We start from the raw sequence: 25,737 nt of genomic DNA, 5'->3' as shown, positions 1-25,737 counted from the left end.
CTCCCGCCCGCCCCCTTCGCACCCGATGGAGACCCCGATGACCTCCGTGATCGACCAGATCGACCGTGCGCTCGACATGACCGGCGCCATCGTCAAGGGCATCAGCGACGACCGGCTCGCGGCGCCTGCCCTCTGCCCCGGCTGGGACGTACGCACCGAGCTGAACCACCTGGTCGGCGGCATGCGCGTCTTCGCCGCCGAGCTGACCGGGACCGACCCCGGCGGCGCCCACGAGGACGACTGGCTCGGCGCGGACCCGGCGGCCGCCTACGCTCTCGCCGCCGGCCTGGACCGGGCCGCCTGGCACCGCCCGGGCGCCCTGGACGGCACCGTGCGGCTGGGCTTCGGCACCGTCTCCGGACCGATGGCCGCGCTCATCCACCTCACCGAGGTCCTCGTGCACGGCGCCGACCTGGCGCTGGCCACCGGTCAGGAGCGGCTCGTCGAGGACGAGCCCTGCGGCGAACTGCTCGGCGTCACGCTGGGCATGGACTTCGACGCCTTCCGCCGTCCGGGCATGTTCGGGCCGCCGGCGCCCGCCGCCGATGACGCCCCCGCCCATCGGCGGCTCCTGGCCTTCCTTGGCCGAGATCTCACTCAGCACTGACCCCTCCCGCGCCCAGAAGCGGTGCACGGCAAGACGAGGAGAACGGGAAGGGCCTACCCGGCGCGGGCCGCGGAAGGCTCCTCGACCCGGCTGTGCCGCCGCCCGTAGGCGAAGTACAGCACGATGCCCAGGGCCATCCAGACCAGGAACCGCACCCAGGTCTCGACCGGCAGGTTCAGCATCAGGTAGAGGCAGGCGAGCACCGACAGGACGGGCACCACGGGCACCAACGGCGTGCGGAACGCCCTGGGCAGGTCGGGCCGCGTCCGCCGCAGGATCATCACCCCGGCCGAGACCAGGATGAAGGCGAACAGCGTCCCGATGTTGACCAGCTCGGCCAGCGCGGACAGCGGGATGAACCCGGCCAGCAGCGCGGTGACCACGCCGATGATGATCGTGATGCGGTAGGGGGTGCCGAACCGCGGGTGCACGGTGGCCAGGCCGCCGGGAAGCAGCCGGTCGCGGCTCATGGCGAAGAAGATGCGGCTCTGGCCCAGCATGAGGATCATCACGACCGTGGTCAGACCGGCGAGCGCGCCGATGCTGATGATGGTGGCGAGCCAGTCCTGGCCGACGACGCGGAAGGCTCCGGCGAGCGGGGCCGAGCGGCTGAGCCGGTTGTACGGCTGCATCCCGACGACCACCAGCGAGACCGCGACGTACAGGACGGTGCACACGGCCAGGGAGGCGATGATGCCGATCGGCAGGTCGCGCTGGGGCCTGCGGGTCTCCTCGGCGGCCGTGGCCACCACGTCGAAGCCGATGAAGGCGAAGAAGACGACGGCCGCCCCGACGAACACCCCGAGCAGGCCGTAGGCGACCGGGGTGATGCCGAAGACCACCTGGATCAAGGGCGCCTTGAGGCCGTGCACGGCCGGGGTCGGCTGGGCGTCCGGGACGAAGGGGGTGTAGTTGGCGCCCTTGACGAAGAACAGGCCCGCGACGATGACCAGCAGGACCACGGCCACCTTGACCGTGACGATGACCAGGTTGAACCGCGCGGACAGCTTGATGCCGGCCACCAGCACGGCGGTCAGCGCGAGCACGACGACGACGGCGGGCACGTTGAACGTCGCGTGCTCGCCGGCGAGAGAGTCCGGCAGGTGCACCCCGAGCGTCGCCATCAGCTCGGAGAAGTACCCCGACCAGCCGACGGCGACGACCGCGGCGCCGAGCGCGAGCTCCAGCATCAGGTCCCAGCCGACGATCCACGCGGGGAACTCGCCGATGGTGGCGTAGGAGAAGGTGTAGGCCGACCCGGCGACCGGCACGGTCGAGGCGAACTCGGCGTAGCAGAGCGCCGCGAGCGCGCAGACGACGCCCGCGACGACGAACGACAGCGCGACGGCCGGTCCGGCGGTGTCGCGGGCGACCTGGCCGGTCAGGACGAAGATGCCGGTGCCGACGATCACTCCGACCCCGAAGACGGTCAGGTCCAGCGCGCTCAGGTTGCGCCGGAGCCGGTGCTCGCCCTCGGTGTCCTCGATCGACCGTTCAACAGACTTCGTCCGGAAAATCGACATCCGCGCCCCTTTTCCTCGACAACCGCCCGAGGACGCCTTCCCCTGGAAGCGCAGGTCATGCCTACCGTTACCTCAAATGTGGTCGAATGTGAGCACATGTCAGGCAGCCGTGGCCTTACGGCCCGGCGTTCCCCGTTTCAGGGGTTCCCGTTTCACCGGTGCGCGCCCGGCGCGGGGGCCGGGTCTTACCGCTCCTCCACGGGCGGCGCCGGTCGGGCCCGGGGGCGGGAGCCGTGCGGACGTTCACCGAGGTCATGAGGGGCGGGCCGCCGGCCGCCGGGGTGGCGGCCGGGGTGGGGGGTCAGCGTGCGGGGTCGGCCTCCAGGGCGGGTGAGCGCCGTGCGACGGCTTCGGTGATCTCCCGGGCGAGGTCCTGCCCGGTGAGGCCGATCTCGGCGAGGATCTTGGCCCGCTTGGCGTGGTCGAGGAACCGCTGCGGGATACCGAAGGTGCGCACCGGGACGTCGACCCCGGCGTCCCTGAGCAGGCGGGCGACGGCGTCGCCGACCCCGCCGACCCGGCCGTTGTCCTCCACCACGGCGACCAGCCGGTGGGCCGCGGCGGCCTCGGCCAGAGCCTCGTCCAGCGGCTTGACCCAGCGCGGGTCGACCACCGTGGCCGAGATGCCCTGCGCGTCCAGCAGCACGGCGGCGTCCAGGGCGGGCTGGGCCATGGCACCGGCCGCGACCAGCAGCACGTCGGCGTCCTGGCCGCCCGCGCGCAGCACGTCCATGCGGCCCAGGCGCCCGGCGGCGGGGATCTCGGGGCCGAGGGCGCCCTTGGGGAAGCGCACCACGGTCGGGCCGTCGTCGACCTCGACGGCCTCGGCGAGCAGCTCGCGCAGCCGGGCGGCGTCGCGCGGCGCGGCGATCGACAGCCCCGGGACGACCTGGAGGATGGACATGTCCCACATGCCGTTGTGGCTGGGCCCGTCGTCCCCGGTGACCCCGGCGCGGTCGAGCACGACGGTGACCGGCAGGCGGTGCAGGGCGATGTCCATGAGGAGCTGGTCGAAGGCCCGGTTGAGGAAGGTGGCGTAGACGGCGACCACGGGGTGCAGCCCGCCGAGGGCCAGGCCGGCGGCGCTGGTGAAGGCGTGCTGCTCGGCGATGCCGACGTCGTAGGTGCGGTCGGGGTAGGCCTCGGCGAAGGCGGCCAGGCCCGTGGGGTGCAGCATGGCCGCGGTGATCGCCACGATGTCGCGGCGCTCGGCGCCGAGGCGCACGAGCTCCTGGCCGAAGACGTTGGTCCAGCTGTGCGGCTTGGGCTGCTCCTCGCCGGTGAGCGGGTCGAACGGCGCGGGCGAGTGGAAGCGGTCCTCGTCGTGGTTCTCGGCGTGGGAGTAGCCGTTGCCCTTGATGGTGAGGACGTGCACGATGACCGGCCCGCGGAAGGCGCGGGCCTTGCGCAGCGCGGCCTCGACGGCCTGCTCGTCGTGGCCGTCGATCGGGCCGACGTACTTCAGGCCGAGGTCCTCGAACATCACCTGGGGCGCCAGGACGTCCTTGATGCCCTTCTTGACGCCGTGCAGCGTCTCGTACAGCGGCGGGCCCACCACGGGCACCCGGCTGAGGTTGTGCTTGACGGACTCCAGCAGGTGTTCGTACCTCTGGGTCATGCGCAGGGACGCCAGGTGGGAGGCGAGCCCGCCGATGGTGGGCGAGTAGGACCGGCCGTTGTCGTTCACCACGATGACCAGCGGCAGGTCGGGGTCCTTGGCGTGGCCGGCGATGTTGTTGAGCGCCTCCCAGGCCATGCCGCCGGTCAGCGCGCCGTCGCCGATGACCGCGACGACCGTGCGGTCGGCCTCGCCGCGCAGCTTGTAGGCCTTGGCGAGGCCGTCGGCGTAGGACAGGGCGGTGGAGGCGTGGGAGTTCTCGATGACGTCGTGGTCGGACTCGGCCTGGCACGGGTATCCCGACAGGCCGCCCTCCTGGCGCAGGGTGTCGAAGTCGCCCGAGCGGCCGGTGAGCATCTTGTGGACGTAGGCCTGGTGGCCGGTGTCCCACAGGATGCGGTCGCGCGGGGAGTCGAAGACCCGGTGCAGCGCGATGGTCAGCTCGACGACCCCGAGGTTCGGGCCGAGGTGGCCGCCGGTGCGGGAGGTGATGGACACGAGCAGGTCGCGGATCTCGGCCGCCAGGGCGGGCAGCTCGCCGACCTCCAGGCGCTTGAGATCTCCCGGACCCTTCACCGATTCCAGCAGGCCGGCCTTGTCCGCGCCCGAACCTTCGGTTCGCTGGGTCCGCTCGCTCACGGAATCATCTCCTCCGCCTCTTACCGACGCCCGTCGAGTCTATTCACCGGAGGGGTCCGCCCCTCCGGCTCGCCCCCAGGGTCCCACCCCTGCGGCGCCTTTGGGACATGCACGGAAAACCTCCACAACTTGTCCACATTAGATCGGTTTTACGCCAAGCGCGCAGCTCGCGTACCCTCACGGAACCATGCGAACTTCGTCGCTGCCTGTGCTGTTCATGCTTATTGCCGGATTGGTCGTCGGCAGTGGGCCGGCCGCCGCCGCCCAGGCCGCCAATCCGGCCGCCTACCCGGTCGGCGACGCGGGCGTCCTGACGCGAAATCCCCTGTACACGACGGGCCGCCTGCCGTGGAGCTCCTGCCCGGAGCGGCCGGTGCGGCCCGGCGACGTGGCCTCGGTGCGCGCCTACCTCACGCCGCTGCTGCGGTGCCTGGACGCCGTGTGGGCGGTGCAGCTCCAGAAGGCCCGCATCCCGTTCAGCACGCCGACTGTGAGGTTCATCACCAAACCCGAGCGGACGTGCGGCGACACGTGGGGCCACGACGTCCAGGCGCTGTACTGCGGCCGCGACCGGCGGATCACCGTGCTGCTGGACAAGGACAGCGTGGCCACCCCCCAGGACCTCTTCCTGCTGGACGTGATCGCCCACGAGTACGGCCACCACGTGCAGTACCTGGCCGGCATAGCCCGCGCCTACAACGGGATGGACAGCCGCGGCAGGGCGGAGGCCGAAGAGCAGGACCGCAGGCACGAGCTTCAGGCCGAGTGCCTGGGCGGGGTCTTCATCGGCGGCGTGTGGCCCTCCCTGAAGCGCACCGGCGCGGAATGGAAGGACCTGCTGGCCGTCGAACGCCGCAGCGGCGACGAGAACTACAAGGTGCGCGACCACGGCAAGGGCGCCAACATCGCCGGATGGCTGGACCGCGGCTTCCGCGCCGCCTCGCCCTCCGCCTGCAACACCTGGAGCGCCTCGGCGTCCGCGGTCTCCTGAGACGGACCACCGGACGCGATCTCCCTCATTTATCAGCCCTTACGCATACATAGCGGCTACTCTCCTCTGCTGTGATCAGTCGAAAGCGCTCCACCACGCTGTCGGCCGGACTACTCGCGGGTCTCTGCCTCGCGGCCTCGGCGCCGGGCATCCCCGCGACAGCGGCGTCCTACCCGGTGAAGCGCGCCGCGCTGACCCGCAGCCCCCTGTACACCTCCGGAAGGCTCCCCGCGGCGCGGTGCCCGGAGAAGCCCGTGACACCCGGCAGCGTCGCCTCCGCCAAGAGATACGTGCTGCCGCTGCTGGACTGCCTCGGCGCGTCGTGGAAGACCCAGCTCGCCAAGGCGCGCATCCGTTTCTCCGAGCCGGGTGTGCAGTTCATCACCCGGCCGGGGCGCGTGTGCGGGCACAGCTGGCCCAAGAACGCCCAGGGGCTGTACTGCCCCTCGCAGCGGCGCATCGTCATCATGCTCGACAAGCACCTCACCCGGCAGGCCGAGGACCTGTTCCTTATGGACGTGATCGCCCACGAGTACGGCCACCACGTGCAGAACCTGTCCGGCATCGAGGCCGCGTTCAACGGCCTGGCCTACGAGGGCAAGCCGGAGTACTACGAGCAGTACCGCCGCCTGGAACTGCAGGCCGAGTGCTTCGCCGGGGCGTTCATCGGCAGCGTCTGGGACTCCCTGGACCGCACCTCCGACGACTGGGACTATCTGCTGGAGGCCACCCGCGAGAGCGGCGACGAGCGCACCAAGGTGCGCGACCACGGCAAGGGGCGCACCATCGCCAACTGGCTGAGCCGCGGTTTCAAGGCCGCCGGCCCGGGCGCCTGCAACACCTGGGGCGCCGGCTCGGCGATGGTCGCCTCCGCGCCCGCGTAGCCCGGCCGCCGCCGCTCAGGCCCCGACCCTGGCCAGGGCGTCCAGGGGGTCGGCGAGTACCCGGGCGAACGCCAGCTCGGCCGCGCCCACCAGGGTGGTGTCGTCGCCGAGCATCGGGGTGCGCAGGCGCAGGGTCTCGCGGGAGGCGTACAGCACGTCGGTGGTGATGCGGCTGCGCACCTGCGCCGCCGCCCCCAGGTAGATCTCGCGCAGCATGCCGCCGAAGATGACGATCTCGGGGTTGAAGATGTTGACCAGGTTGGCCACGCCCAGGCCGAGCCAGTCGCCGACGCGCGCCAGCGCCTCCTGGGCGATGCTGTCGCCCCGGTCGGCGGCGTCCACGACGGCGCGCACGGCGTCGCGCCCGATCTGCGGGCCGAACCGGCCGGCGGCCTCCAGCAGCGCGCGCTCCCCCACCTCGGCCTCCAGGCAGCCGTGCGAGCCGCACCCGCAGGGACGGCCGCCCGCGTTGACCACCATGTGGCCGACCTCGCCGCCGTAGCCGCCGTGCCCGCCGAGCAGCTGGCCCGCGGTGATGATGCCGCCGCCGACGCCGACGTCCCCGTGCAGGTAGATCAGGTCACGGCTTCCGACGCCGACCCCGCGCGCCTGCTCGGCCAGCGCGCCCACGTTGGCGTCGTTGCCCACGACGACCGGCACCCCGAGCCCCAGCCTGCGTTCCAGCTCCTCGCCCAGCGGAATGTCGAAGACCCCCAGGTTGGGACTGAAGCGGACGAACCCATCAGAGTGCCGCACCCCGCCGGAGAAGGCCACGCCCGCGCCGACGCACACGGTGTCGGAGCGGGTCTTGCCCAGCATCTGCCCGGTGAACGCGGCCAGGCGCTCGACCTCGTTCTCCATGGCGAACACCCCGCGCCGGCGGGTGGTCTCGCGCCGGTCGAGTATCACCCCGCCGAGCCCCACCCGCGCGGCCACCAGGCGGTCGACCCCGATGTCGTACGCGAGCACGTACACGCGCGCCGACTCGGGCCGCACCACGAGGGAGGGGCGCCCGGCCCTGCCGGTCTCCCTGGGCAGTTCCTCCCGCACCAGGCCCGCCGCCGTCAGGTCGGCGGTCAGGGCCATGATGGTGCTGCGGTTGAGCCCCATCCGCGTGGTCAGCTCGGCGCGGGACGTCGGGCCGCCCAGGTGCACGTGACGCAGCAGGGCTCCGAGGTTGTGGCGGCGGATCTCCTCCTGCGAGGGTCCCGCGCGCATCATCGGCGTTCCTCTGCTCGTTGATCGTCCGGTCCGGGTGGGGGGTCAGGTGGCACCGGACCGGCGATCACCTGAGCCCAGAGGCGGCCGCCCGCTTGCGCGACAGCGCGTCGACCCCGGCGGCCAGCAGCAGCACCAGCCCGGTGACGATGTACTTGACGCTGGCGCTGTAGCCCATCAGGCCCATGCCGTTGTTGATCACGGCGACCACGGCGCCGCCGAGGATGGCGTCCAGCACCCGGCCCTTGCCGCCGAACAGGCTCGTGCCGCCGATGACCGCGGCGCCCACGGCGAACAGCAGCACGTCGCTGCCGCCCGTGCTCGGGTCGACCGAGCTGGCCTGGGAGGCCAGGATGATGCCGCCGATCGAGGCCATGCCCGAGCAGATGACGAAGGCGCTGACCCGGATGCGGTCCACGTTGATGCCCGCGCGGCGGGCCGCCTCGGCGTTGCCGCCGACCGCGTAGATGTGCCGCCCGTAGGCGGTGCGGCGCAGGACGAACGTCCAGATGATCAGCAGGGCCAGCACGACCGGCACGACGATCGGCACGCCCTTGAGCGACACGAGCAGGGCGTTGCGGCTGCGCTCGAGGTTCAGGGCATAGACGGCCAGGCCGCCGAGGATCACCAGGGCGCCCACCCTGACGGCGATGATGCCGGCGGTGTCGGCGGCGAGCCCGCGCCCGGCGCGGCGGCGCGCCCGCACGACCTGGATGGCGGCGTAGACCAGAACGCACACCGCGTAGAGGATCCAGCCCAGGGACGGCGGCAGGTTCTTGTTCTCGATCGCGATGATCAGCGGGTCGCGGATGGCGATGTTGTTGCCCTCGTTGACCAGCACCAGCAGCAGGCCCTGGAAGCCCAGGAAGGCGGCCAGGGTCACCACGAACGAAGGAATGCCGAGCTTGGCGACCAGCGCGCCGAGGATCAGGCCGATCACGACGCCGGTGAGGATCGCCGCCCCGACGCTGAGGTACCACGGCTGCCCGTTCTGGGTCATCATCACCGCGAGCACCGCGGCGCACACGCCGCTGGTGTACCCGGCGGACAGGTCGATCTCGCCGAGCAGCAGGACGAAGACCAGCCCCATGGCGATCACGCTGATCGCGGCGCCCTGGGTGAACAGGTTGGCGAAGTTGATCGCCGAGAGGAACACCGGCCGCAGGACGGCGAAGGCCGTGCACAGGACGAGGAGCCCGAGGATGGCGGGCAGCGCGCCCATGTCACCACCCCGGACGCGTCCGATGTAGGCACGGGCGTTGCCGCCGAGGCTCGGGGCCGGCGCCGCGGTCTGCTTGTCGGGAACCATCGTCGTACTCATGCGGTGACTCCGTTGACGTTCTGCAGGCCGAGCTCGCCACTGCGTCCCGAGGTGATCAGCTCGACGACCTGTGAGTGGGTGACGTCGGACGCCTTGACCTGGGCGGCCATCCGGCCGAGGTAGAGCGCCGCGATGCGGTCGGAGACGGCGAAGACGTCGTTCATGTTGTGGGAGATGAGTATCACGGCCAGGCCGTTGTCGGCCAGGCGGCGCACCAGCTCCAGCACCTGGGCGGTCTGGGCGACGCCGAGCGCCGCGGTCGGCTCGTCCAGGATGACGACCTTGCTGTTCCACAGCACGGCCTTGGCGATGGCCACGGTCTGCCGCTGGCCGCCGGACAGGCTCGACACGTGCTGGCGGATCGACTTGACGGTGCGCACCGAGAGGCTGTCGAGCGTCTTGGCCGCCATCTCCTCCATCGTCGCCTCGTCCAGCACCAGGCCGCTCTTCTTCTCGCGGCCGAGGAACATGTTCTGGACGATGTCGAGGTTGTCGCAGAGGGCGAGGTCCTGGTAGACGATCTCGATGCCGAGGTCGGCGGCCTCACGGGGGCTGTTGACCTGCACGGGCCTGCCGTCGAACAGGAACTCCCCCGCGTCGGCCGTGTAGGTGCCGCCGATGCACTTGACCATGGTGGACTTGCCTGCGCCGTTGTCGCCGACCAGGGAGGTGACCTCACCGGCGTAGGCCGAGAAGGCGACATTGTGCAGCACCTGCACGGGACCGAAGCTCTTGTCGAGCCCCCGGATCTCCAGGACGGGTTGGGATGACACGTTGCTCCTCAGGGACTGACGGTACGTCACCCGCATCCCCGCGGGGAGGCCCCTTGCCGGGACCTCCCCGCGGGAGCGTGAGCCGTGCCGAACCGCGGTTCTACTGGACTCCGGCCTCGGTGCACTTGTCGGCGTACTCGCCCTTGCACAGTTCGTCCTTGGTGACGAACCCGTCCGCGACGACGTCCTTGACGTTCTCGAAGGTGACCGCCAGCGGGTCGAGCAGGACGGCGGGGACGTCCTGGCCGGTCTGGGTGTCCTTGGTCGTGCCGCTGACCGTGGGCTTCTCACCCTTGGCGAGCGCGACGGCGAGCTTGGCCGCGGCGTCGGCCTCCTGCTTGACCGCCTTGTAGACCGTCATGCACTGGTCGCCGACCAGGATGTTCTGCAGGCCCTGGACGCCGGCGTCCTGCCCGGTCACCGGGACCTTGCCGTTGAGCTTCTGCTTCTTCAGCACGGTGATGGCCGCGTTGCCCAGGTTGTCGTTGGCGGCGAGCACGCCGCCGATCTTGGGCTCGGAGGTCAGCATCTGCTCGAAGATCGTGTTGGCCTTGCGCGGGTCCCAGTCGGGAACCGACTGGTCGGGACCCTTCTTGTAGTCGCCCGAGTCGTACTTGGGCTTCAGGACGCCGTCGTAGCCCTCCTTGAACTGCGTGGCGTTGTTGTCGGTGGGCGAGCCGTTCAGCTCGGCGATGATGGGCTTGTCGACCTTCTTGTCGGTCAGGCACTTCACCAGGCCCTCGCCCTGCAGCTTGCCGACCTTGACGTTGTCGAAGCTGACGTAGTACGAGGCGCCGCCGCCGAGCGTGAGGCGGTCGTAGTCGATGACCGGGACGCCCTGGCCCTTGGCCTTGTCGATGACGGCCTTGCCGGTGCCGCTGTCCAGGTTGACGATCAGCAGCACGGTGGCGCCGTTGGTGATCATCTGGTCGGCGATGGTCTGGAACGCGGTCTTGTCGTTCTGCGCGTTCTGGATGTCGTACTCGACTCCGGCGGCCTTGAAGGCCTCTTCGAGGTACTTGTGGTCCGCGGTCTCCCAGCGGGGGGAGGACTTGCTGTCGGGAAGGATGACGCCGATCTTCCCCGCCGGCTTGGCGGCGGCGGACGACGCCGGGGCGCTGCCGCTCGGAGCCGCGCCGGAGTCACCGCTGTCGCCCCCGCAGGCGGTGAGACCGAGAGAGAGCGCCGCCGCGGCGGCGGTCAGGCCGAGGATCCCCTTGCGCATGGATGCACCGGGTCCTTTCTACAGAGATGGCCACTGACGGCGTGGCACGGGGGTCTGTTCGGGAGGTGCCCGGCCGAGCTCTGACCGGGGATGGCACGGCTGTCACCGGGTCGCGGATTTTGCCGTTTCCTTGAATGTTGTTTGCGGCAACGTATTCCGTCCCGGGGCCGGATACCAGACCTGGAAGGGTCAAGATTTGTTGTCTCCGGTAACAATCGGGAAACGCGCCCTTAACTGCCCAGGCTCTGCCCGATCAACACAAGAGCTGACATGGCGGCTACCGCGAGGATTCCCGCCCTGACCCGCCCGCCGTCCAGGAACCGCCGCAGCGGGCCGGAGACGGCGAAGCCGGCGACCATGAACGGGATGAGCACGGCCCCGGCCAGCGCCGACCGGGTGGGCAGCTTGCCGACGGCGGCGAGCAGGGCCAGCGACTGCGCGGCCGAGAGAAAGAAGTACAGGGCGAGCGTCGCCCGGATCTGCGGCCCCTTGGCGTGCTGGTAGACGATGCCCATGGGCGGGCCGCCGATGCCGGTCGCCGTGCCGGTGATCCCGGAGATGAACCCCGCGCCGGCCAGCGTGGCCCCGTTGCGCGGGACGGCGACCGCCGAGGCGGTGACCGCCACCGCGACCAGCACCATGAGGCCGACGAACAGGCCGAGAACGCGGGTGCTGACGTACACGACGACCAGCGCGCCGAGGGCGCTGCCCGGCAGCCGGCCGAGCAGCGCGAACCCCAGACCCCTCCAGTCGACTCTGCGCCACTCGGCGGCCAGGGTGAACAGCGGCAGCGTCACGTTGACGATCTGGACGGCCCCCGGCATCACGCTCGGATCGAGCACCGTGATCAGCGGCGCGGCCACCAGGCCGAGGCCGAAGCCCACCCCTCCCTGCACGATGGCGCCCACGAACACCGCCACGCCGGCGACCAGCACGTAAAAGCCCTCGACACCCATGCGTGGCACAGTAGAGGCAGGCCGCCCACCCGCCGCAACGGATTATCGGCCGCCCGCAACCGCTGATCGGGGCCTTGCGGAGGTCACCAGGCGACCGGGAGCCGGTGCACCCCGTAGATCGCCATGTCCGACCGCGTCGCGACCTGCTCGGGTTCGATGGCCAGGCGCAGGCCGGGGAAGCGCCGCAGCAGCGCGGGATAGCCGGCGCGCATCTCGGCGCGCGCGAGCTGCTGGCCGATGCACTGGTGGACGCCGTGCCCGAAGGCCAGGTGCCCGGTCGCCGGGCGGGTGACGTCGAAGGCGTCGGGGGCCGGGAACTGCGCGGGGTCGCGGTCGGCGGCGGCGACCGACACCGTCACCGTCTCCCCCGCCCTGATCATGTGGCCCTCGACCAGGACGTCCTCGGTGGCCGAGCGGAGCAGGCCGATGTGGATGATGCTCAGGTAGCGCATCAGCTCCTCCACCGCGGCCCCGGCCCGGCGGCCGGGGTCCTCGCGCAGCGCGGCGAGCTGCCCGGGGTTGCGCAGGAGCGCGAAGGTGCCGAGCGCCAGCATGTTGGCGGTCGTCTCGTGGCCGGCGATCACCAGCAGCATCGCCACACCGGCGATCTCCTCCTTGGTGAGCTGCCGGGTCGCCACCAGGTTGCCGATCAGGTCCTGCGCCGGCCGCGCCCGTTTGCCGTCCACCAGCTCCAGCATGGACCGCATCAGCTCGTCCTTCGCCCGGCGGACCATCTCCGGGGTGGAGGCGAGATCGAGCATCACCTCCGACTGCCGCTGGAAGTCCTCCTGCGCCTCGACGGGCACGCCGATCAGCTCGCAGATCACCAGAGAGGGCAGCGGCAGGGCGAACGCGCGCACCAGGTCGACCGGCGGGCCGGCCTTCTCCATCGCGTCCAGCAGGTCCTCGGCGATCTGGGCGATCCTCGGTTCCATCTCCTTGGCCCGGCGCAGGGTGAACTGGCCGGTGAGCAGCCCGCGGACGCGGGTGTGCTCGGGCGGGTCCTGGTGCAGGAAGAAGCCGGGGACGTCGGCGAACATCGCCTGGGTGAGCCGCCCGCCGACCGGCGGGTGCAGCACCTTCAGATCGGTGCTGAACCTCGGGTCGGCGAGCACGGCGCGCGCGGCGGCGTAGCCGGTGACCAGCCATCCCACGTGCCCGTCCGCGTACAGCATCGGCCGGATCGGGCCCTCCTCGCGCCACCGGGCCAGCTCTCCGGGCGGGTCGAAGGGGTTCGGGCGTTCGAGGGAAAGGGTAACCGGCCGTGACATCGCGTGCGTCATTATGCGCTCCTCCCTTTCTCCCAGACCCTACAAGCGGGGACATTCCGCTATATGAAGGGAGGTATCGGGCGGAGTAAAGATTCGACAGGACGCCGTGCGGCCCGGGGCACCAGGTGCCGCCGGGCCGCACGGGACGCGACGTCCCGTCGGCGGGGCCCCGATGGGCCCCGCGTCCGCCGGGCCCGCGGGCCCGGCTCGGGGTCTCAGCTCTTGGCGAGCAGCGAGCGCAGGACGTACTGCATGATGCCGCCGTGGCGGTAGTACTCCGCCTCGCCGGGGGTGTCGATGCGCACGACGGCCTGGAACTCCTTGTCCCCCGCCTTCACCGTGACGGTGGCCGGGGTCGTCCCCGCGTTGAGCTCCTCGACACCGGTGATGTCGAAGGTCTCCTCGCCGGTGAGGCCGAGCGAGGCGGCGCTCTCGCCCTCGGGGTACTGCAGCGGCAGCACGCCCATGCCGATCAGGTTGGAGCGGTGGATGCGCTCGTAGGACTCGGCGATCACCGCGCGGACGCCGAGCAGTGCCGTGCCCTTGGCGGCCCAGTCGCGCGAGGACCCCGAGCCGTACTCCTTGCCCGCCAGCACCACCAGCGGGACGCCCGCCGCCTGGTAGTTCGAGGAGGCGTCGTAGATCGTCGAGACCGGGCCGCCCTCCTGCGTGAAGTCGCGGGTGAAGCCGCCCTCGGTGCCGGGCGCGATCTGGTTGCGCAGGCGGATGTTGGCGAAGGTGCCCCGGATCATCACCTCGTGGTTGCCGCGGCGCGAGCCGTAGGAGTTGAAGTCCTTGAGCTGGACCCCGTGCTCCTTCAGGTACAGCCCCGCGGGCGAGTCGGCCTTGATCGAACCGGCCGGGGAGATGTGGTCGGTGGTCACCGAGTCGCCGAGCAGCGCGAGCACGCGGGCTCCGGCGATGTCGGTCACCGGCTCCGGCTCGCTCGGCATGCCGTCGAAGTAGGGCGCCTTGCGGACGTAGGTCGACTCGGGGTCCCACTCGAAGGTGTCGCCGGTCGGGATCGGCAGCGACCGCCAGGTGTCGTCGCCCTTGAACACATCGGCGTAGTCGCGCCGGAACATGTCCTCCCCGATGGAGGAGTGGACGACCTCGGCGATCTCCTCGGCCGAGGGCCAGATGTCCTTGAGGAACACCGGCTCGCCGTCGGTCCCGGTGCCGAGCGGCTCGGTGTCCAGGTCCAGGTCCATCGTGCCGGCCAGCGCGTAGGCGACGACCAGCGGCGGCGAGGCCAGGTAGTTCATCTTGACGTCGGGGTTGATGCGCCCCTCGAAGTTGCGGTTGCCCGACAGCACCGCGGTGACGGCCAGGTCGCCCTCCTGGACGGCGGCCGAGATCTCCTCCGGCAGCGGGCCGGAGTTGCCGATGCAGGTGGTGCAGCCGTAGCCGACCAGGTTGAACCCGAGCTTGTCCAGGTAGGGCGTCAGGCCGGACCGCTCGAAGTAGCCGGTGACGACCTGCGAGCCGGGCGCGAGGGAGGTCTTCACCCAGGGCTTGCGGGTGAGGCCCTTGTCCACGGCGTTCCTGGCGAGCAGGGCCGCGCCGATCATGACGTACGGGTTGGAGGTGTTGGTGCAGGAGGTGATGGCGGCGATCACCACGGCGCCGTGGTCCAGCTCGAAGGAGGCGCCGTCGGCCAGGGTGACCGGGACGGGGCTGCTCGGCCGGGCCGAGCCCTCGGCGGCCGTCGCGGCGTGCGGCCTGTCCTGCTCCTTGTCGTGCCCGTCGGCCTGGGCGTTGGAGGCGGGGGCGTCGGAGGCCGGGAAGGACTCCTTGCCCTCCTCGTCCACGCCCTCGGCGTCGGGGACGAAGACGCGCACGTCACGGCGCCAGGTCTGCTTGGCGGCGGTCAGCGCGATGCGGTCCTGCGGGCGCTTGGGGCCGGCGATGGCCGGGACGACCGTCGACAGGTCCAGCTCGATGTACTCGGAGAAGACCGGCTCGCTCGCGGGGTCGTGCCACAGACCCTGCTCCTTGGCGTACGCCTCGACCAGGGCGACCTGCTCGGGGGCGCGGCCGGTGAGCGTGAGGTACTTCACCGTCTCGTCGTCGATCGGGAAGATCGCGCAGGTGGAGCCGAACTCGGGGCTCATGTTGCCGATCGTCGCGCGGTTGGCCAGCGGCACCGCCGCGACGCCCTCGCCGTAGAACTCGACGAACTTGCCGACGACGCCGTGCTCGCGGAGCATCTCGGTGATGCGCAGCACCAGGTCGGTGGCGGTCGCCCCGGCGGGCAGCTCGCCGGTGAGCCGGAAGCCCACCACCCGGGGGATCAGCATGGAGATCGGCTGGCCGAGCATGGCGGCCTCGGCCTCGATGCCGCCGACGCCCCAGCCGAGCACGCCGACGCCGTTCTCCATGGTGGTGTGGGAGTCGGTGCCGACGCAGGTGTCGGGGTAGGCCTTGCCGTCGCGGGTCATGACCACGCGGGCCAGGTGCTCGATGTTGACCTGGTGCACGATGCCGGTGCCGGGCGGGACGACCTTGAACTCGTCGAACGCCGTCTGGCCCCAGCGCAGGAACTGGTAGCGCTCGCGGTTGCGCTCGTACTCGCGCTCGACGTTGCGCCGGAAGGAGTCGGGGCCGCCGAAGAAGTCGACGATGACCGAGTGGTCGATGACCATCTCGGCCGGCGCCAGCGGGTTGATCCTGGCCGGGTCGCCGCCCAGGTCGCGCACGGCCTCGCGCATGGTGGCCAGGTCGACGACGCAGGGCACGCCGGTGAAATCCTGCATGATCACGCGGGCGGGCGTGAACTGGATCTCCACGCTGGGGGCCGCGGCGGGGTCCCATCCGCCGAGCGCCCGGATGTGGTCGGCGGTGATGTTGGCGCCGTCCTCGGTGCGCAGCAGGTTCTCAAGCAGGATCTTCAAGCTGTACGGGAGGCGCGCCGACCCCTCGACGGCGTCCAGCCGGTAGATCTCGTATGCCGCGTCACCGACGCGGAGTGTGTCACGGCTGCCGAAGCTGTTGGCGGACACGGAGACTCGCCTCCCTCATTTCACACTCATCGCCACTGATGATGGGTCGCAGACTGTGCCTGGTTCGCCCCATAGATCCTGCCGCACCGGCGGAGTGCCGCCGCCAGTTAGGTACTCCTAACCGAACACGGCCCTTCGGATCTCTCGACATCAAGATATCTGGTGTTATATCTCGACATCAAGTTACTCATGGGTAGCGAGGAGTGCGACGAGGACCCGGCGACGGGACGCGAGGCAGCGGGACGGCGGGACGGGCCGCGGCGAGGCGAGCGGGAGACGCTAGAAGGACGGCATGAGACGTGCCGCGAACAGGCCGATCACGACCACCGACAGCACCGGGCCGAGGATCTTGATCTCGAACACCCTCCCGGTCTTGATGCCGATCTTCCACGGCAGCAGCCACCGGTGCCGCAGCGGCCACAGCACCGGGCACCCGCGTTCGGTCAGGCAGTCGCCCACCACGTGCGCCAGGCAGCCGATCGAGATCGCGAAGCCGAGCCACAGGTACCCGACGTGGGCGGAGCGGAGCAGGATGAACGCGATGGCGGTAAGGCCGATGTTCACCATCGCCGAGGTGATCGTCTTGCCGGGGATGCCGATGCCGATCGACCGCAGCGCGAGGCCGATCATCAGGATGACCACGACGTCGCGGCCGATGGAATAGTGGTCGGCGAGCAGGTGCGCGCCGAGGCCGGCGGCGATCGCGAACGCCAGCGAGTGGGTGGCGTGCCGGTGCCCGCCGCTCGCCCAGTTGACCGCCTTGCTCAGCACCCAGGTGGCCGGGCCGAAGGTCTGGGCGATCGTCGCGTGCGGGTGGTCGAGATCGGGGAGCATCGCCGCGCCCGCGCAGACGAGCGTGCCGGCGACCAGCTCGGCCGGGGACAGCGCGTTGGCCACCACCGGCGTCAGGTCGCCGGTGAGGCCGGACAGCGCCGTCAGGCCCGGCAGCGCCACCAGACCCGGCGCGACGAGCAGCCAGGCCGCCGCCCCGCTGAGTGCGTGCGTATGCCCCATCATGCGTCGATCACGATCGGGCACCCTATGGCAAAAACCTCACCAAGCGGCGGAGGTGTCCCGCCGGGGGCGCGGCGTGTCGCCTCGCGCCCGGCGACCGGCGCGCGCCGGGAAGCGCGGAGAGAACCGCCCGAGGGCCGTGGAAAAAAAGAAGGACGGGGCCGTTCCGCTCCAAGAGCACCCCCCAGCCCTCTCAGAGCGGAACGACCCGTCCGAATGCTGTTAACGCTCGCATCCCGGCATGTGTTCCCCGGTGAGCGTGATGTGCGTCACTGATTTTCCCGAACCGCGTCGCCGTCGGTCTTTCTCTTCGCCCGCGCCGCTCAGGAATCGCCGTCAGGGGTTGTTCTAAGAACGCTAACGATATATCTTTGAAGCATCGAGAACGGTCGATGGTCGATCGTCAGTGTGAGGAGAGAACGATGACGGGATTCGCGATGGGAGCCGCGCCCTGGGGAGGCCCCCGCGGCGAGCGGCTCGGCGTGCGGGGCGCCATGGCCGCCCTGCAGCAGGCGCACCAGCACTACCACCAGCACGGCCCCGGCATGCCCGGCGAGGAGGACGAGGCCGGTCCCGGGCGACGCCACCGGGGCGGGCGCAGGGGTCCCGGCCCGTGGGACTTCGGCCCTGGCCCGTTCCGGCCCGGCTTCCCGTTCGGCGGCTTCGGCGGCGGGCGGTCGCCGTTCGGCAGAGGCGGGCGCAAGGCAAAGCGCGGCGACGTGCGCGCCGCGATCCTCGCGCTGCTGAGCGAGGAGCCGCGCAACGGCTACCAGATCATCCAGGAGATCGCCGAGCGCAGCGAGGGCGGCTGGAAGCCCAGCCCCGGCGCGGTGTACCCGGCGCTCCAGCAGCTCGCCGACGAGGGGCTCGTGCGCGCCGACGAGACCGAGGGCCGCAAGACCTTCCAGCTCACCGACGCGGGCCGCGAGTACGTGGCCGAGCACGCCGACGAGCTGCGGGCCCCCTGGGAGGACATGACGCCGAACGTGGAGGAGGGCGTCCACGAATTGTTCGACCTGAGCCGCCAGGCCGCCGCGGCGCTCTTCCAGATCGCGCAGACTGGGAGTGACGCCCAAGTCGGCCAGGCCAAGAAGATCCTCGCCGAGACCCGGCGCAAGCTGTACCAGATCCTGGCCGACGGCGACACCCCGGAGGAGTGAGCCTCGATGACATCGCGGGACGATCTGCGCATCGGTGACGCGGAGCGCGACGAGGTGATGGCGGCCCTGCGCGAGCACTTCGCGCAGGGCCGGCTCACCCACGAAGAGCTGGATGAGCGGCTCGACGCGGCGCTCGCCGCCCGCACCGCGGGTGAGCTGCGGCGGGTGACGGCCGACCTGCCCTTCCCCGCGCGGCGCGCCGCGGCCGAGGGCGATCATCCCGCGATGGACGGCCCCCGCGGCCCCTGGGCAGGCCCCCGCGGCCCGTGGGCAGGCCCCCGCGGCCCGTTGGCGGGGCCACGGGTCCCATGGGCGGGTCCCGGGCGTCCGGGGCCGTGGGACGGCGGGCACGGGTGGCCGGCGGGCGGATGGCCGTCGCCGCAGGCCGGGCCCGCGGTGTGGGCCGAGCACATGGCCGCCGTCCGCCGCGAGCACCTGGCCCGCCGGGGACGTCGCCGGCACGGCGTGCCGGCGGTCCCGCTCATGATCCTCGCGGTCATCCTGATCGCCGCGGCGGTCTCAGGCTCCCTGGCGCCCATCTTCGGGGTGCTGAAGGTGCTGTTCCTGGTCTGGATCGTCATGGCCGTGCTGGGGCTGGCCCATCACCGCCACCACCGTCACCACCGCGGGCGCCTTGGCCGCCGCCTCTGAGCCGGCCCGGCCGGCGCCCCTCTGACGCACCGCCGCGGGAGTCCTCCCGGCCGGGTCTCGCGGACCGGCCGGGAACCGCCGGCGCTAATTGGGCCTTGACGCCTCCAGTCAGCCGTTTCATGATCGGCCTGTCTTCCCGACCGTCGTCATTCCCGGGTTTCGGCTCGCGCGCACCCGGGCATGGTGGCGCACGTTGCCCGCGATCAGCGCGCCACCGGCCTAGTGGAACCGCCACGGGCTCGGCCCCCGACGACGAGGAGTAGCCCATGGGCCCGATCACGGACGATCAGCTTGATCACCGTGTGTTCCAGAGGGTGCGCGACGTCGACGCGGTGGTCCTCCCCCCGGAGGTGTACGGCCCGGAGTTCCGCCGGGCGTACGAGAGCGCCGAAGGCGTGGTGTGGAAGCTCGAGCGGGCCCAGCACTTCCACGAGCCCTACGAGCCGAGCTGGGAGGCGATGGCCGCCGGCGATTGGGACCGTTCCCTCCTGCTGATCGACGACCTGCGCGGCTCCCTGACCGCCGACTACGCCGGATACGCCGAGTTCCGCAGGGTCCGCGTCGTCGACGCGCCGCTCACCCCCTACATGCAGTGGGAGCTGCACGTGCTCGCGGCCCGCGCCGAGGCCGGCGAGCAGGCCCGCGTGGTCCCCGCTTCGGCCGTCCGCGCCCTGGAGCGGTCCGGCCCGCTGCCCGAGCTGCTGGTGTTCGAGTCGGGGCTGATGTACGAGGTGCTGTACGACGGCTCGGGCGCCCACCTGGGCGGCCGCCGCGTCACCGACCCCGACGCCGTCGAGCCGTGCCTGGCCGCCGTGGTGGCGCTGTACGAGCGAGGCGAGGACCTCGGCGCGTACTTCCGCCGCGAGGTCCTGCCCCTGCCGGCCCCGCGCCAGCGCCCCCTCCGGTCCGCCTGAGCGCCCCACCCGGGCGGGACGGGAGAGGGTCAGAGCCGGGGGTCGACCGGCTCGGACTCCAGGGCGAGGACGGCGAAGACCGCCTCGTGCACCCGCCAGAGCGGCTCGCCGCCGGCCAGCCGCGCCAGCACCTCCATGCCCAGCGCGTGCTCGCGCAGCGCCAGCGACCGCTTCTTGCCCAGGAAACGCCCGCGCAGCCGGTCCAGGCCGCCGGTGTAGTCGGGCCCGTAGATGATGCGCAGGTACTCCCGCCCCCGCACCTTGACGCCCGGCTGCACGCGACCGGCCGCCGGATGGGCGGGCTTGACCACCATGCCCTCGCCGCCGTCGCCGGTCAGCGACTCCCACCACGCGGTGGCCGCCTCCCGGGACTCCGCCGAGCCCGTCGAGACCACGACGTGCCTGGTCGGGGTGATGAGGTCGCCGGACAGGCGCCCGAGCGCGTCCAGGTGCCAGGCGTGCGGCTCCTCCGCCGCCGTCGCCCGCCCCTCCACCGCGAGGATCTGGAACGGGGCGAAGCTCACCCCTGACAGGCCGGACACCGGTCGGCAGTACCGCGCGTAGGCGTCCCTGAACCGCGCCGCGTTGTCCGCGCGCGCCCGGGTGCGGTGCAGCAGGTCGCCCACGTCCAGCCCCCGCCCCGCCGCCGCGGCGAGCACGGCGACCGCCTCGGGCAGCGCGGCGCGCGCCGCGGCCCCCACCGACGCGTACTGCTCGCGGATGAGCCCGCCCGCCTTGGCCGACCAGGGCAGCAGCTCGCCGTCGAGCACGATCCAGTCGGTGCGCAGCTCCTCCCACAGACCCGCCGCCGACACCGCCGCCCGCAGGCCGTCCACCAGGCCCGCCATGAGCGCCGGGTCGTCGAAGAACGGGCGCCCGGTGCGCGTGTGCACCATGCCGCGCGTCCCGTCACCGACTCCGAACCGGGCGGCGGCGGCCTCGGGCGTGCGCGCCAGGACGGCGATGGCGCGCGAGCCCATGTGCTTCTCCTCGCACACGACTTCGGCCACCCCGGCCTGGTGGAACTCCTCGAACGCCTCGGCCGGGTGCTCCAGGTGGCCCTCCAGCGGCGAGGTGGCGGCCGGGGCCATGGTCGGGGGCAGGTAGACCAGCCAGCGCGGGTCCACCGCGAACCTGCTCATGATCTCCAGCGCGGCGGCGGCGTTCTCCTCGCGGATCTTCACCTTGCCCCCGGCGCGGGTCTCGACGTACCGGGTGCCCTGGACGTCGCCGATGTCCAGCACGCCGGGGTCGCGCCGCGTCCCCGCCTGGAGCGGGCGGACCGGCTCGTACCAGACCTGGCGGGCCGGGACGGCGACCAGCTCGCGCTCGGGGTAGCGCAGCGCGGTGAGCCTGCCGCCGAACACGCAGCCGGTGTCCAGGCAGATGGTGTTGTTGACCCACTCGGAGTCGGGGATCGGGGTGTGGCCGTAGACGACCATGGCCCGGCCCCGGTAGTCCTTCGCCCACGGGTAGCGCACCGGCAGCCCGTACTCGTCGGTCTCGCCGGTCGTGTCGCCGTACAGCGCGAAGGAGCGCACCCGCCCGGAGGCGCGGCCGTGGTAGGCCTCCTTCAGGCCCGCGTGCGCCACGACGAGCCGGCCGCCGTCGAGCTGGTAGTGGCTGATCAGCCCGTCCATGAACGCCCGCGCCGCCTCGCGGAACTCCTCCGGCTCGGCGGCGAGCTGCTCCAGCGAGCGCTCCAGGCCGTGCGACACCGTGACCTTGCGGCCGTTCAGCGCCCGCACCAGCTTGTTCTCGTGGTTGCCCGACACGCACAGCGCCGTGCCGGCCGCGACCATGCCCATGACCAGCCGCAGCACGCCGGGCGAGTCCGGGCCCCGGTCGACCAGGTCGCCCACGAACACGGCCGTCCTGCCCTGCGGGTGGGCCGCGCCCACCGGCCGCCCGGCCTCGTCGCGGCGCAGCTCCCACCCCAGCTCCGTGAGCAGGTCCTCCAGCTCGGCGCGGCAGCCGTGCACGTCGCCGACCAGGTCGAACGGGCCGGTGAGCTCGCGGCGGTCGGTCCACGCCTTCTCGCGGACGACCGTCGCGGCGTCGATGTCCTCGCCGCGCAGCACGTGCACCCGCCGGAACCCGTCCCTTGAGATCTTGGACAGCGAGCGGCGCAGGTCCTTGCGCTGACGGGTGATCACGTGCGCGCCGAAGTCGCGGTCCGGGCGCAGGGCGTTCCTGGCCACCGCGACGTCCTCGGGCACGTCGAGCACGATCGCGTCCACCAGCACGTCGTGGCTTCTGGCGAGCTCGACCAGCCGCTTGCGCGCCTCCCACTGGACGTTGGTGGCGTCCACGACGGTGAGCAGCCCGCGCCGCAGGCGGGTGCCGACGATGTAGTGCAGCACGTCGAAGGCGTCCGGGGTCGCCGCCTGGTCGTTCTCGTCGTCGGCGACCAGGCCCCGGCAGAAGTCCGAGGAGATGACCTGCGTGGGCGGGAAGTGCTTGCGGGCGAAGGTCGACTTGCCGCTGCCCGACACCCCCACCAGCACGACCAGCGACAGCGCCGGGACGCTGATCTCAACCACGGCTGAACACCCCCATCTGCGTCGGCGGGCCCACTTCGGGGTCCGGTTCGCCGACCGGCCGGTACGCCACCTGGTAGCCGTGCTCCCGGGCCACGGCCTCGGCCCAGGCGGAGAACTCCGCGCGGGTCCACTCGAAGCGGTGGTCCGGGTGCCGCATGCCGGTCAGGAACTCGTAGCGCACGTTGTACTCGCTGTTGGGCGTGGTGACCACCACCACGCCGGGCCTGGCCTCGCCGAAGACGACCCGCTCCAGCGCGGGCAGCCGCGGCGGGTCCACGTGCTCGACGACCTCCATCAGCACGGCCGCGTCGTACCCGGCGAACCGCGCGTCGGTGTAGGTCAGCGCGCCTTGGAACAGCTCCAGTCGTCCTCTGCGCGTCTCGGGCATCCGGTCGAGCCTGAGCCGGCGGGCGGCCAGGGCGAGCGCCCGCGCCGACACGTCGGCGCCGGTGACCCGGGTGATCTCGGGCCTGGCCAGCAGCTCGGCGAGCAGTTGCCCGGAGCCGCAGCCGAGGTCGATGACGCTGCGCGCCCCCGCCTCGGCCAGCGCCTGGACCACGGCGTCCCGCCGCACCAGGTTCAACGGCCGCGCCGCCCCGCCCACCGCCGGCGGCACCTCTGCGGCCGGCGCTTGGGCGAGCGAGGCGTCGACAACCGGCGCGTCCGCGGCCTGCCCGTCACCGGTCGGCACGTCGGCGGTCGGCACGTCGGCGGCCTGCACGTCGGCGACCGGTGCGGCGCTGACCGGCGTCCCGGCGCCCGGTGCGTCCGCGGCGTCCAGGGACGCGGTCTCGGCGGCCGGCTCCTCTTCGACGGGGGGCTCCAGGTCCTCCTCGACGTCGTCGCCCAGCTCGGCCAGGCGGGCGAACACGGCGCGGGTCAGCCCGGTCCGGCGGCCCAGGTAGCGGCGGGTGATCCACGCGCGCTCCGGGTGCGCGGCCAGCCACCCCTCCCCCGCGCGGATCAGCTTGTCCACCTCGTCGGAGGCCATCCAGTAGTGCTTGGCGTCGTCGAGGACCGGGAGCAGGACGTACAGATGGTTCAGCGCGTCGGCCAGCCGGACCGCCCCGCGCAGCGTGAGCCGCACGTACCGCGAGTCGCCCCACTCGGGGAAGCCCTCGTCGAGCGGGACCGGCCGCGCCTCCACCTGCCAGCCGAGCGGCTCGAACAACCGGTGCGCCACCTCCGGCCCGCCCCGGCAGGGCAGCGCGGGCACGACGACCTCCAGGTCGATCGGCCCGGCGGCCAGCTCTGGACGGGACGCGCAGTGGCCGGCGCGCGCGGTGCGGAAGACGTCGGCGAGCGCCACCGCGAGCATCGAGGAGGCCGCGTACGGGCGGTCGTTGACGTACTGGCCCAGGCTGAAGTCGGGCGAGGAGTGGCCGCGCGAGCGAACCAGGCGCACGGCGTCCACCTCGAGCAGCAGCGCGGCCGTGCAGCGCTCCTCGGCGGCCTCGGGATAGAAGACGCGGGCCACGCCGAACGACTGGCCGAACTCCTGCACCCGGCCGGGGTGCTTGTGGAGCAGGAAGCCGAGATCGGTGGCCGGCCGCGTGGTCGTCGAGATGGTCAGCAGCACGCTGCCCGATCTTCCCCCATTCGCGCCCCACCGGCCACCGATTTCGTTGACGCTGTGCGGCTACCGGCTTCCCCGCCGCTCCTTTCGCCCGACGGCCTTCCGCCACGTGTCGTCCCCGCCGTTCCCGCCGCCTGCACGGCTCTGCCCGCTGAGCATCGTGATGGTGCGCCTCACCCGCCTCCAAGCGTCCAGAACCTCATCGACCTTGAGCAGAATGTCGCGCACCTGGGTCAGGACCAGCGTGAGGATCCCCGTCACGGCGATGACCACGAGCGTGGCGGCCTCCCAGGTCATCGGGCCGGGACCGGCCACGACTCCGACGGAGACCAGGCTGTCCGCCGGGTGACACCACCGTTGCCCTCCGGCCCCGCGCAGCCACTCTGGCAGGCGGCCGCGGCGCCCCGGACCGGGGCGGTCATCACACCCGCACCCTGCCCATGAATCAAATCGCATCGATTCACGATTCCTTCCTCCTCTCTTGACTCTGTGTCACCAGAAGATACAGCTTTGGAACGGTAGAAATCGCTTGACAACTCCGATCAAGCCTTGATCTAGTATGCATCCTAACGAATAGTCCCGAATCGCCCTGGCAACAAGATGTGGCGATTCATCCCGATATAGAGTGATTCAGGGGACAAGAGTGGTTCACGAGTACGCGGAGGGCCCTGAAGGAGGGCGACGACGGCTGGGAGCCGAGCTGCGTCGCCTTCGCGACCTGGCAGGACTTTCCGGACGTGACCTCGCCCAGCGGATCGAGACCAGCCAGTCCAAGGTCTCGCGCATCGAGTCCGGCGCGGTGGTGCCGAGCCTGCCGGAGGTGCGGAAGTGGGCCGAGGCCGTCAACGCCACCCCAGAGGCGCGGGATCTGCTGCTGGCCCTGACCGAGAACGCCCACACCGACGTCCGCTCGTGGAAGACCGAGCTTCGCGACCGGCCGCACATGCAGGACGAGGTGCAGGCCATCGAGACCGGCGCGCGGCGATCGTTCACCTTCCAGCCGTCGGTCGTGCCCGGCCTCCTGCAGACCGCCGAGTACGCCCGCCGGGTCTTCTCGATGTTCCAGGTGCCCTACACCCAGGAGAAGGCCGCCGCCGCGCTCGCCGTGCGGCTGGAACGCCAGCTCCTGCTCTACGACGAGAACCGGTCCTTTCACTTCCTGATCACCGAGGGCGCCCTGCGCTGGCGGCCGGGCGCGCCGGCGATGCTGGCCGCCCAGCTCGACCGCGTCTGCACCTTGAGCACGCTCAGCAACGTGACGATCGGCGTGCTGCCCCTCGGCGTCGAAGCGCGCGTGCCGAACTCCCACGCGTTCACCATCTACGAACCCACCGACGACGAGGCCGGTGAACAGGTGAAAGTCGAGACCGTCCATGCCGAGATCACCGCTCGCCACCCCGCCGACATCGAGCTTTACCGCAACCGGTGGACCATGTACGGCGAGTCGGCTCTGTTCGGCGACGACGCCCGGCGCTTCCTGAACGAGCTGATGGCCGAATTCCGGGGGACCGGCCGGTGAGGCCGGCCGAGGGGGCCCTCCGGGGCCGGGTACGACCCGGCCCCGGAGGGGGGAGGTCACTGGACGTCGAACTCGCCCAGCTTGACGCCGATCACGAACGCGGCCCACTCCGCCTTGGTGTACCGGAGCACCGGCCCCTCGGGGTGCTTGGAGTCGCGGACGTAGACGTCCTCGCCGTACTGCGCGACCTCCACGCACGTGCCACCCTCGCACGCGGACGCGGTCTGGAACCTGATTCCGCGCATCCCACGCTCGGTCTCGCTCATTTCCGACCTCTTCTCTTTTCGATTCCCGCGGCCATTCCGCCGGTCACGGGAACAGAGGACCAAGGC

General features: G+C 71.6%; 21 protein-coding genes. 7 read left to right on the top strand and 14 right to left on the bottom strand.

The features are described 5' to 3' along the window. Nucleotides 1-37 precede the first annotated feature (37 nt). Nucleotides 38-607: a TIGR03086 family metal-binding protein gene (locus ABZU32_RS09930; protein WP_354919662.1), complete on the top strand. Its 570-nt coding sequence runs from the start codon at nt 38-40 to the stop codon at nt 605-607. A gap of 53 nt (nt 608-660) precedes the next feature. Here ABZU32_RS09930 and ABZU32_RS09925 read toward each other — a convergent pair whose 3' ends face one another. Together ABZU32_RS09925 and dxs are read right to left on the bottom strand one after the other, a co-directional pair. Next, entirely contained in the window at nt 661-2,130 is a 1,470-nt protein-coding gene (locus ABZU32_RS09925) for an amino acid permease (RefSeq protein WP_354919659.1), read from the bottom strand. A gap of 301 nt (nt 2,131-2,431) precedes the next feature. Further along, entirely contained in the window at nt 2,432-4,336 is a 1,905-nt protein-coding gene (gene dxs / locus ABZU32_RS09920; protein ID WP_354919767.1) for a 1-deoxy-D-xylulose-5-phosphate synthase, read from the bottom strand. Nucleotides 4,337-4,574: 238 nt separating this feature from the next. Here dxs and ABZU32_RS09915 point away from each other — a divergent pair, with 238 nt between their 5' ends. Continuing rightward, nucleotides 4,575-5,378: a neutral zinc metallopeptidase gene (locus tag ABZU32_RS09915; RefSeq protein ID WP_354919656.1), complete on the top strand. Its 804-nt coding sequence runs from the start codon at nt 4,575-4,577 to the stop codon at nt 5,376-5,378. A 71-nt stretch (nt 5,379-5,449) separates the two neighbouring features. Continuing rightward, entirely contained in the window at nt 5,450-6,262 is an 813-nt protein-coding gene (locus tag ABZU32_RS09910) for a neutral zinc metallopeptidase (protein WP_354919653.1), read from the top strand. 15 nt (nt 6,263-6,277) lie between these two features. Here the strand turns inward: ABZU32_RS09910 and ABZU32_RS09905 are convergent, their stop codons facing one another. From ABZU32_RS09905 to ABZU32_RS09870, 8 genes are all read right to left on the bottom strand, one after another. After that, nucleotides 6,278-7,480, bottom strand: coding sequence for an ROK family transcriptional regulator (locus ABZU32_RS09905; protein ID WP_354839694.1), 1,203 nt, complete (start codon nt 7,478-7,480; stop codon nt 6,278-6,280). Nucleotides 7,481-7,547: 67 nt separating this feature from the next. Next, nucleotides 7,548-8,801, bottom strand: coding sequence for an ABC transporter permease (locus ABZU32_RS09900; RefSeq protein WP_354919650.1), 1,254 nt, complete (start codon nt 8,799-8,801; stop codon nt 7,548-7,550). Further along, nucleotides 8,798-9,610 (bottom strand): ATP-binding cassette domain-containing protein, encoded by an 813-nt coding sequence (locus ABZU32_RS09895; RefSeq protein ID WP_354838821.1) that lies wholly within the window; start codon nt 9,608-9,610, stop codon nt 8,798-8,800. The genes ABZU32_RS09900 and ABZU32_RS09895 overlap by 4 nt, the downstream gene beginning before the upstream one ends. Before the next feature lie 64 nt (nt 9,611-9,674). Further along, nucleotides 9,675-10,799, bottom strand: a complete 1,125-nt coding sequence (locus tag ABZU32_RS09890; RefSeq protein WP_354919647.1) for a substrate-binding domain-containing protein — start codon at nt 10,797-10,799, stop codon at nt 9,675-9,677. 230 nt (nt 10,800-11,029) lie between these two features. After that, on the bottom strand, nt 11,030-11,755 hold the full coding sequence (locus ABZU32_RS09885) for a sulfite exporter TauE/SafE family protein (RefSeq protein WP_354919644.1): 726 nt from the start codon (nt 11,753-11,755) through the stop codon (nt 11,030-11,032). Between the two features lie 83 nt (nt 11,756-11,838). After that, nucleotides 11,839-13,026: a cytochrome P450 gene (locus tag ABZU32_RS09880; protein WP_354919641.1), complete on the bottom strand. Its 1,188-nt coding sequence runs from the start codon at nt 13,024-13,026 to the stop codon at nt 11,839-11,841. A gap of 215 nt (nt 13,027-13,241) precedes the next feature. Then, on the bottom strand, nt 13,242-16,028 hold the full coding sequence (locus tag ABZU32_RS09875; protein WP_354919637.1) for an aconitate hydratase: 2,787 nt from the start codon (nt 16,026-16,028) through the stop codon (nt 13,242-13,244). A gap of 279 nt (nt 16,029-16,307) precedes the next feature. Continuing rightward, nucleotides 16,308-17,045 carry a metal-dependent hydrolase gene (locus ABZU32_RS09870; RefSeq protein ID WP_354919634.1) on the bottom strand — a complete coding sequence of 246 codons (738 nt, stop codon included), beginning with the start codon at nt 17,043-17,045 and terminating at the stop codon, nt 16,308-16,310. Nucleotides 17,046-17,464: 419 nt separating this feature from the next. On the opposite strand from ABZU32_RS09870, the gene ABZU32_RS09865 reads away from it, so the two are divergent. The 3 genes from ABZU32_RS09865 (at nt 17,465) to ABZU32_RS09855 (ending at nt 19,767) form a co-directional block, all read left to right on the top strand. Further along, nucleotides 17,465-18,202 carry a PadR family transcriptional regulator gene (locus ABZU32_RS09865; protein ID WP_354919631.1) on the top strand — a complete coding sequence of 246 codons (738 nt, stop codon included), beginning with the start codon at nt 17,465-17,467 and terminating at the stop codon, nt 18,200-18,202. Between the two features lie 6 nt (nt 18,203-18,208). Next, nucleotides 18,209-18,853, top strand: a complete 645-nt coding sequence (locus tag ABZU32_RS09860) for a DUF1707 domain-containing protein (protein WP_354919628.1) — start codon at nt 18,209-18,211, stop codon at nt 18,851-18,853. Between the two features lie 266 nt (nt 18,854-19,119). Beyond that, the gene (locus ABZU32_RS09855; RefSeq protein ID WP_354838798.1) at nt 19,120-19,767 is read left to right on the top strand and encodes a DUF6879 family protein; all 648 of its coding nucleotides are present in this window, start codon (nt 19,120-19,122) and stop codon (nt 19,765-19,767) included. A gap of 29 nt (nt 19,768-19,796) precedes the next feature. On the opposite strand, the gene ABZU32_RS09850 is transcribed toward ABZU32_RS09855, so the two are convergent. The 3 genes from ABZU32_RS09850 to ABZU32_RS09840 are packed head-to-tail and all read right to left on the bottom strand — an operon-like array spanning nt 19,797 to nt 24,183. Beyond that, the gene (locus ABZU32_RS09850; RefSeq protein WP_354919625.1) at nt 19,797-22,310 is read right to left on the bottom strand and encodes a polynucleotide kinase-phosphatase; all 2,514 of its coding nucleotides are present in this window, start codon (nt 22,308-22,310) and stop codon (nt 19,797-19,799) included. Then, a complete protein-coding gene (locus tag ABZU32_RS09845; protein ID WP_354919623.1) occupies nt 22,303-23,889 on the bottom strand; it encodes a 3' terminal RNA ribose 2'-O-methyltransferase Hen1 in 1,587 nt (528 codons plus the stop codon). Before ABZU32_RS09845 ends, ABZU32_RS09850 begins: the two co-directional genes overlap by 8 nt. A gap of 60 nt (nt 23,890-23,949) precedes the next feature. After that, nucleotides 23,950-24,183 (bottom strand): hypothetical protein, encoded by a 234-nt coding sequence (locus ABZU32_RS09840; protein WP_354919620.1) that lies wholly within the window; start codon nt 24,181-24,183, stop codon nt 23,950-23,952. A 346-nt stretch (nt 24,184-24,529) separates the two neighbouring features. Here ABZU32_RS09840 and ABZU32_RS09835 point away from each other — a divergent pair, with 346 nt between their 5' ends. Continuing rightward, nucleotides 24,530-25,405, top strand: coding sequence for a helix-turn-helix transcriptional regulator (locus ABZU32_RS09835; protein ID WP_354919617.1), 876 nt, complete (start codon nt 24,530-24,532; stop codon nt 25,403-25,405). Between the two features lie 56 nt (nt 25,406-25,461). Here ABZU32_RS09835 and ABZU32_RS09830 read toward each other — a convergent pair whose 3' ends face one another. Further along, nucleotides 25,462-25,671, bottom strand: coding sequence for a DUF397 domain-containing protein (locus ABZU32_RS09830; protein ID WP_354919614.1), 210 nt, complete (start codon nt 25,669-25,671; stop codon nt 25,462-25,464). Nucleotides 25,672-25,737 lie beyond the last annotated feature (66 nt).

It is taken from the genome of Sphaerisporangium sp. NPDC005288 (assembly GCF_040607475.1).
GTDB classification, from domain to species: Bacteria; Actinomycetota; Actinomycetes; order Streptosporangiales; family Streptosporangiaceae; genus Sphaerisporangium; species Sphaerisporangium rhizosphaerae.
Note: the sequence above shows the minus strand (reverse complement) of the source record. Positions and strands in the feature narration are given on the sequence as shown.

Coding starts and splice junctions, on each gene's coding strand:
- ABZU32_RS09930 (WP_354919662.1), top strand. CDS start 38: ATGACCTCCGTGATCGACCAGATCGACCGTGCGCTCGACATGACCGGC.
- ABZU32_RS09925 (WP_354919659.1), bottom strand. CDS start 2,130: ATGTCGATTTTCCGGACGAAGTCTGTTGAACGGTCGATCGAGGACACC.
- ABZU32_RS09915 (WP_354919656.1), top strand. CDS start 4,575: ATGCGAACTTCGTCGCTGCCTGTGCTGTTCATGCTTATTGCCGGATTG.
- ABZU32_RS09905 (WP_354839694.1), bottom strand. CDS start 7,480: ATGCGCGCGGGACCCTCGCAGGAGGAGATCCGCCGCCACAACCTCGGA.
- ABZU32_RS09900 (WP_354919650.1), bottom strand. CDS start 8,801: ATGAGTACGACGATGGTTCCCGACAAGCAGACCGCGGCGCCGGCCCCG.
- ABZU32_RS09895 (WP_354838821.1), bottom strand. CDS start 9,610: ATGCGGGTGACGTACCGTCAGTCCCTGAGGAGCAACGTGTCATCCCAA.
- ABZU32_RS09890 (WP_354919647.1), bottom strand. CDS start 10,799: ATGCGCAAGGGGATCCTCGGCCTGACCGCCGCCGCGGCGGCGCTCTCT.
- ABZU32_RS09885 (WP_354919644.1), bottom strand. CDS start 11,755: ATGGGTGTCGAGGGCTTTTACGTGCTGGTCGCCGGCGTGGCGGTGTTC.
- ABZU32_RS09880 (WP_354919641.1), bottom strand. CDS start 13,026: ATGTCACGGCCGGTTACCCTTTCCCTCGAACGCCCGAACCCCTTCGAC.
- ABZU32_RS09870 (WP_354919634.1), bottom strand. CDS start 17,045: ATGATGGGGCATACGCACGCACTCAGCGGGGCGGCGGCCTGGCTGCTC.
- ABZU32_RS09865 (WP_354919631.1), top strand. CDS start 17,465: ATGACGGGATTCGCGATGGGAGCCGCGCCCTGGGGAGGCCCCCGCGGC.
- ABZU32_RS09860 (WP_354919628.1), top strand. CDS start 18,209: ATGACATCGCGGGACGATCTGCGCATCGGTGACGCGGAGCGCGACGAG.
- ABZU32_RS09855 (WP_354838798.1), top strand. CDS start 19,120: ATGGGCCCGATCACGGACGATCAGCTTGATCACCGTGTGTTCCAGAGG.
- ABZU32_RS09840 (WP_354919620.1), bottom strand. CDS start 24,183: ATGACCTGGGAGGCCGCCACGCTCGTGGTCATCGCCGTGACGGGGATC.
- ABZU32_RS09830 (WP_354919614.1), bottom strand. CDS start 25,671: ATGAGCGAGACCGAGCGTGGGATGCGCGGAATCAGGTTCCAGACCGCG.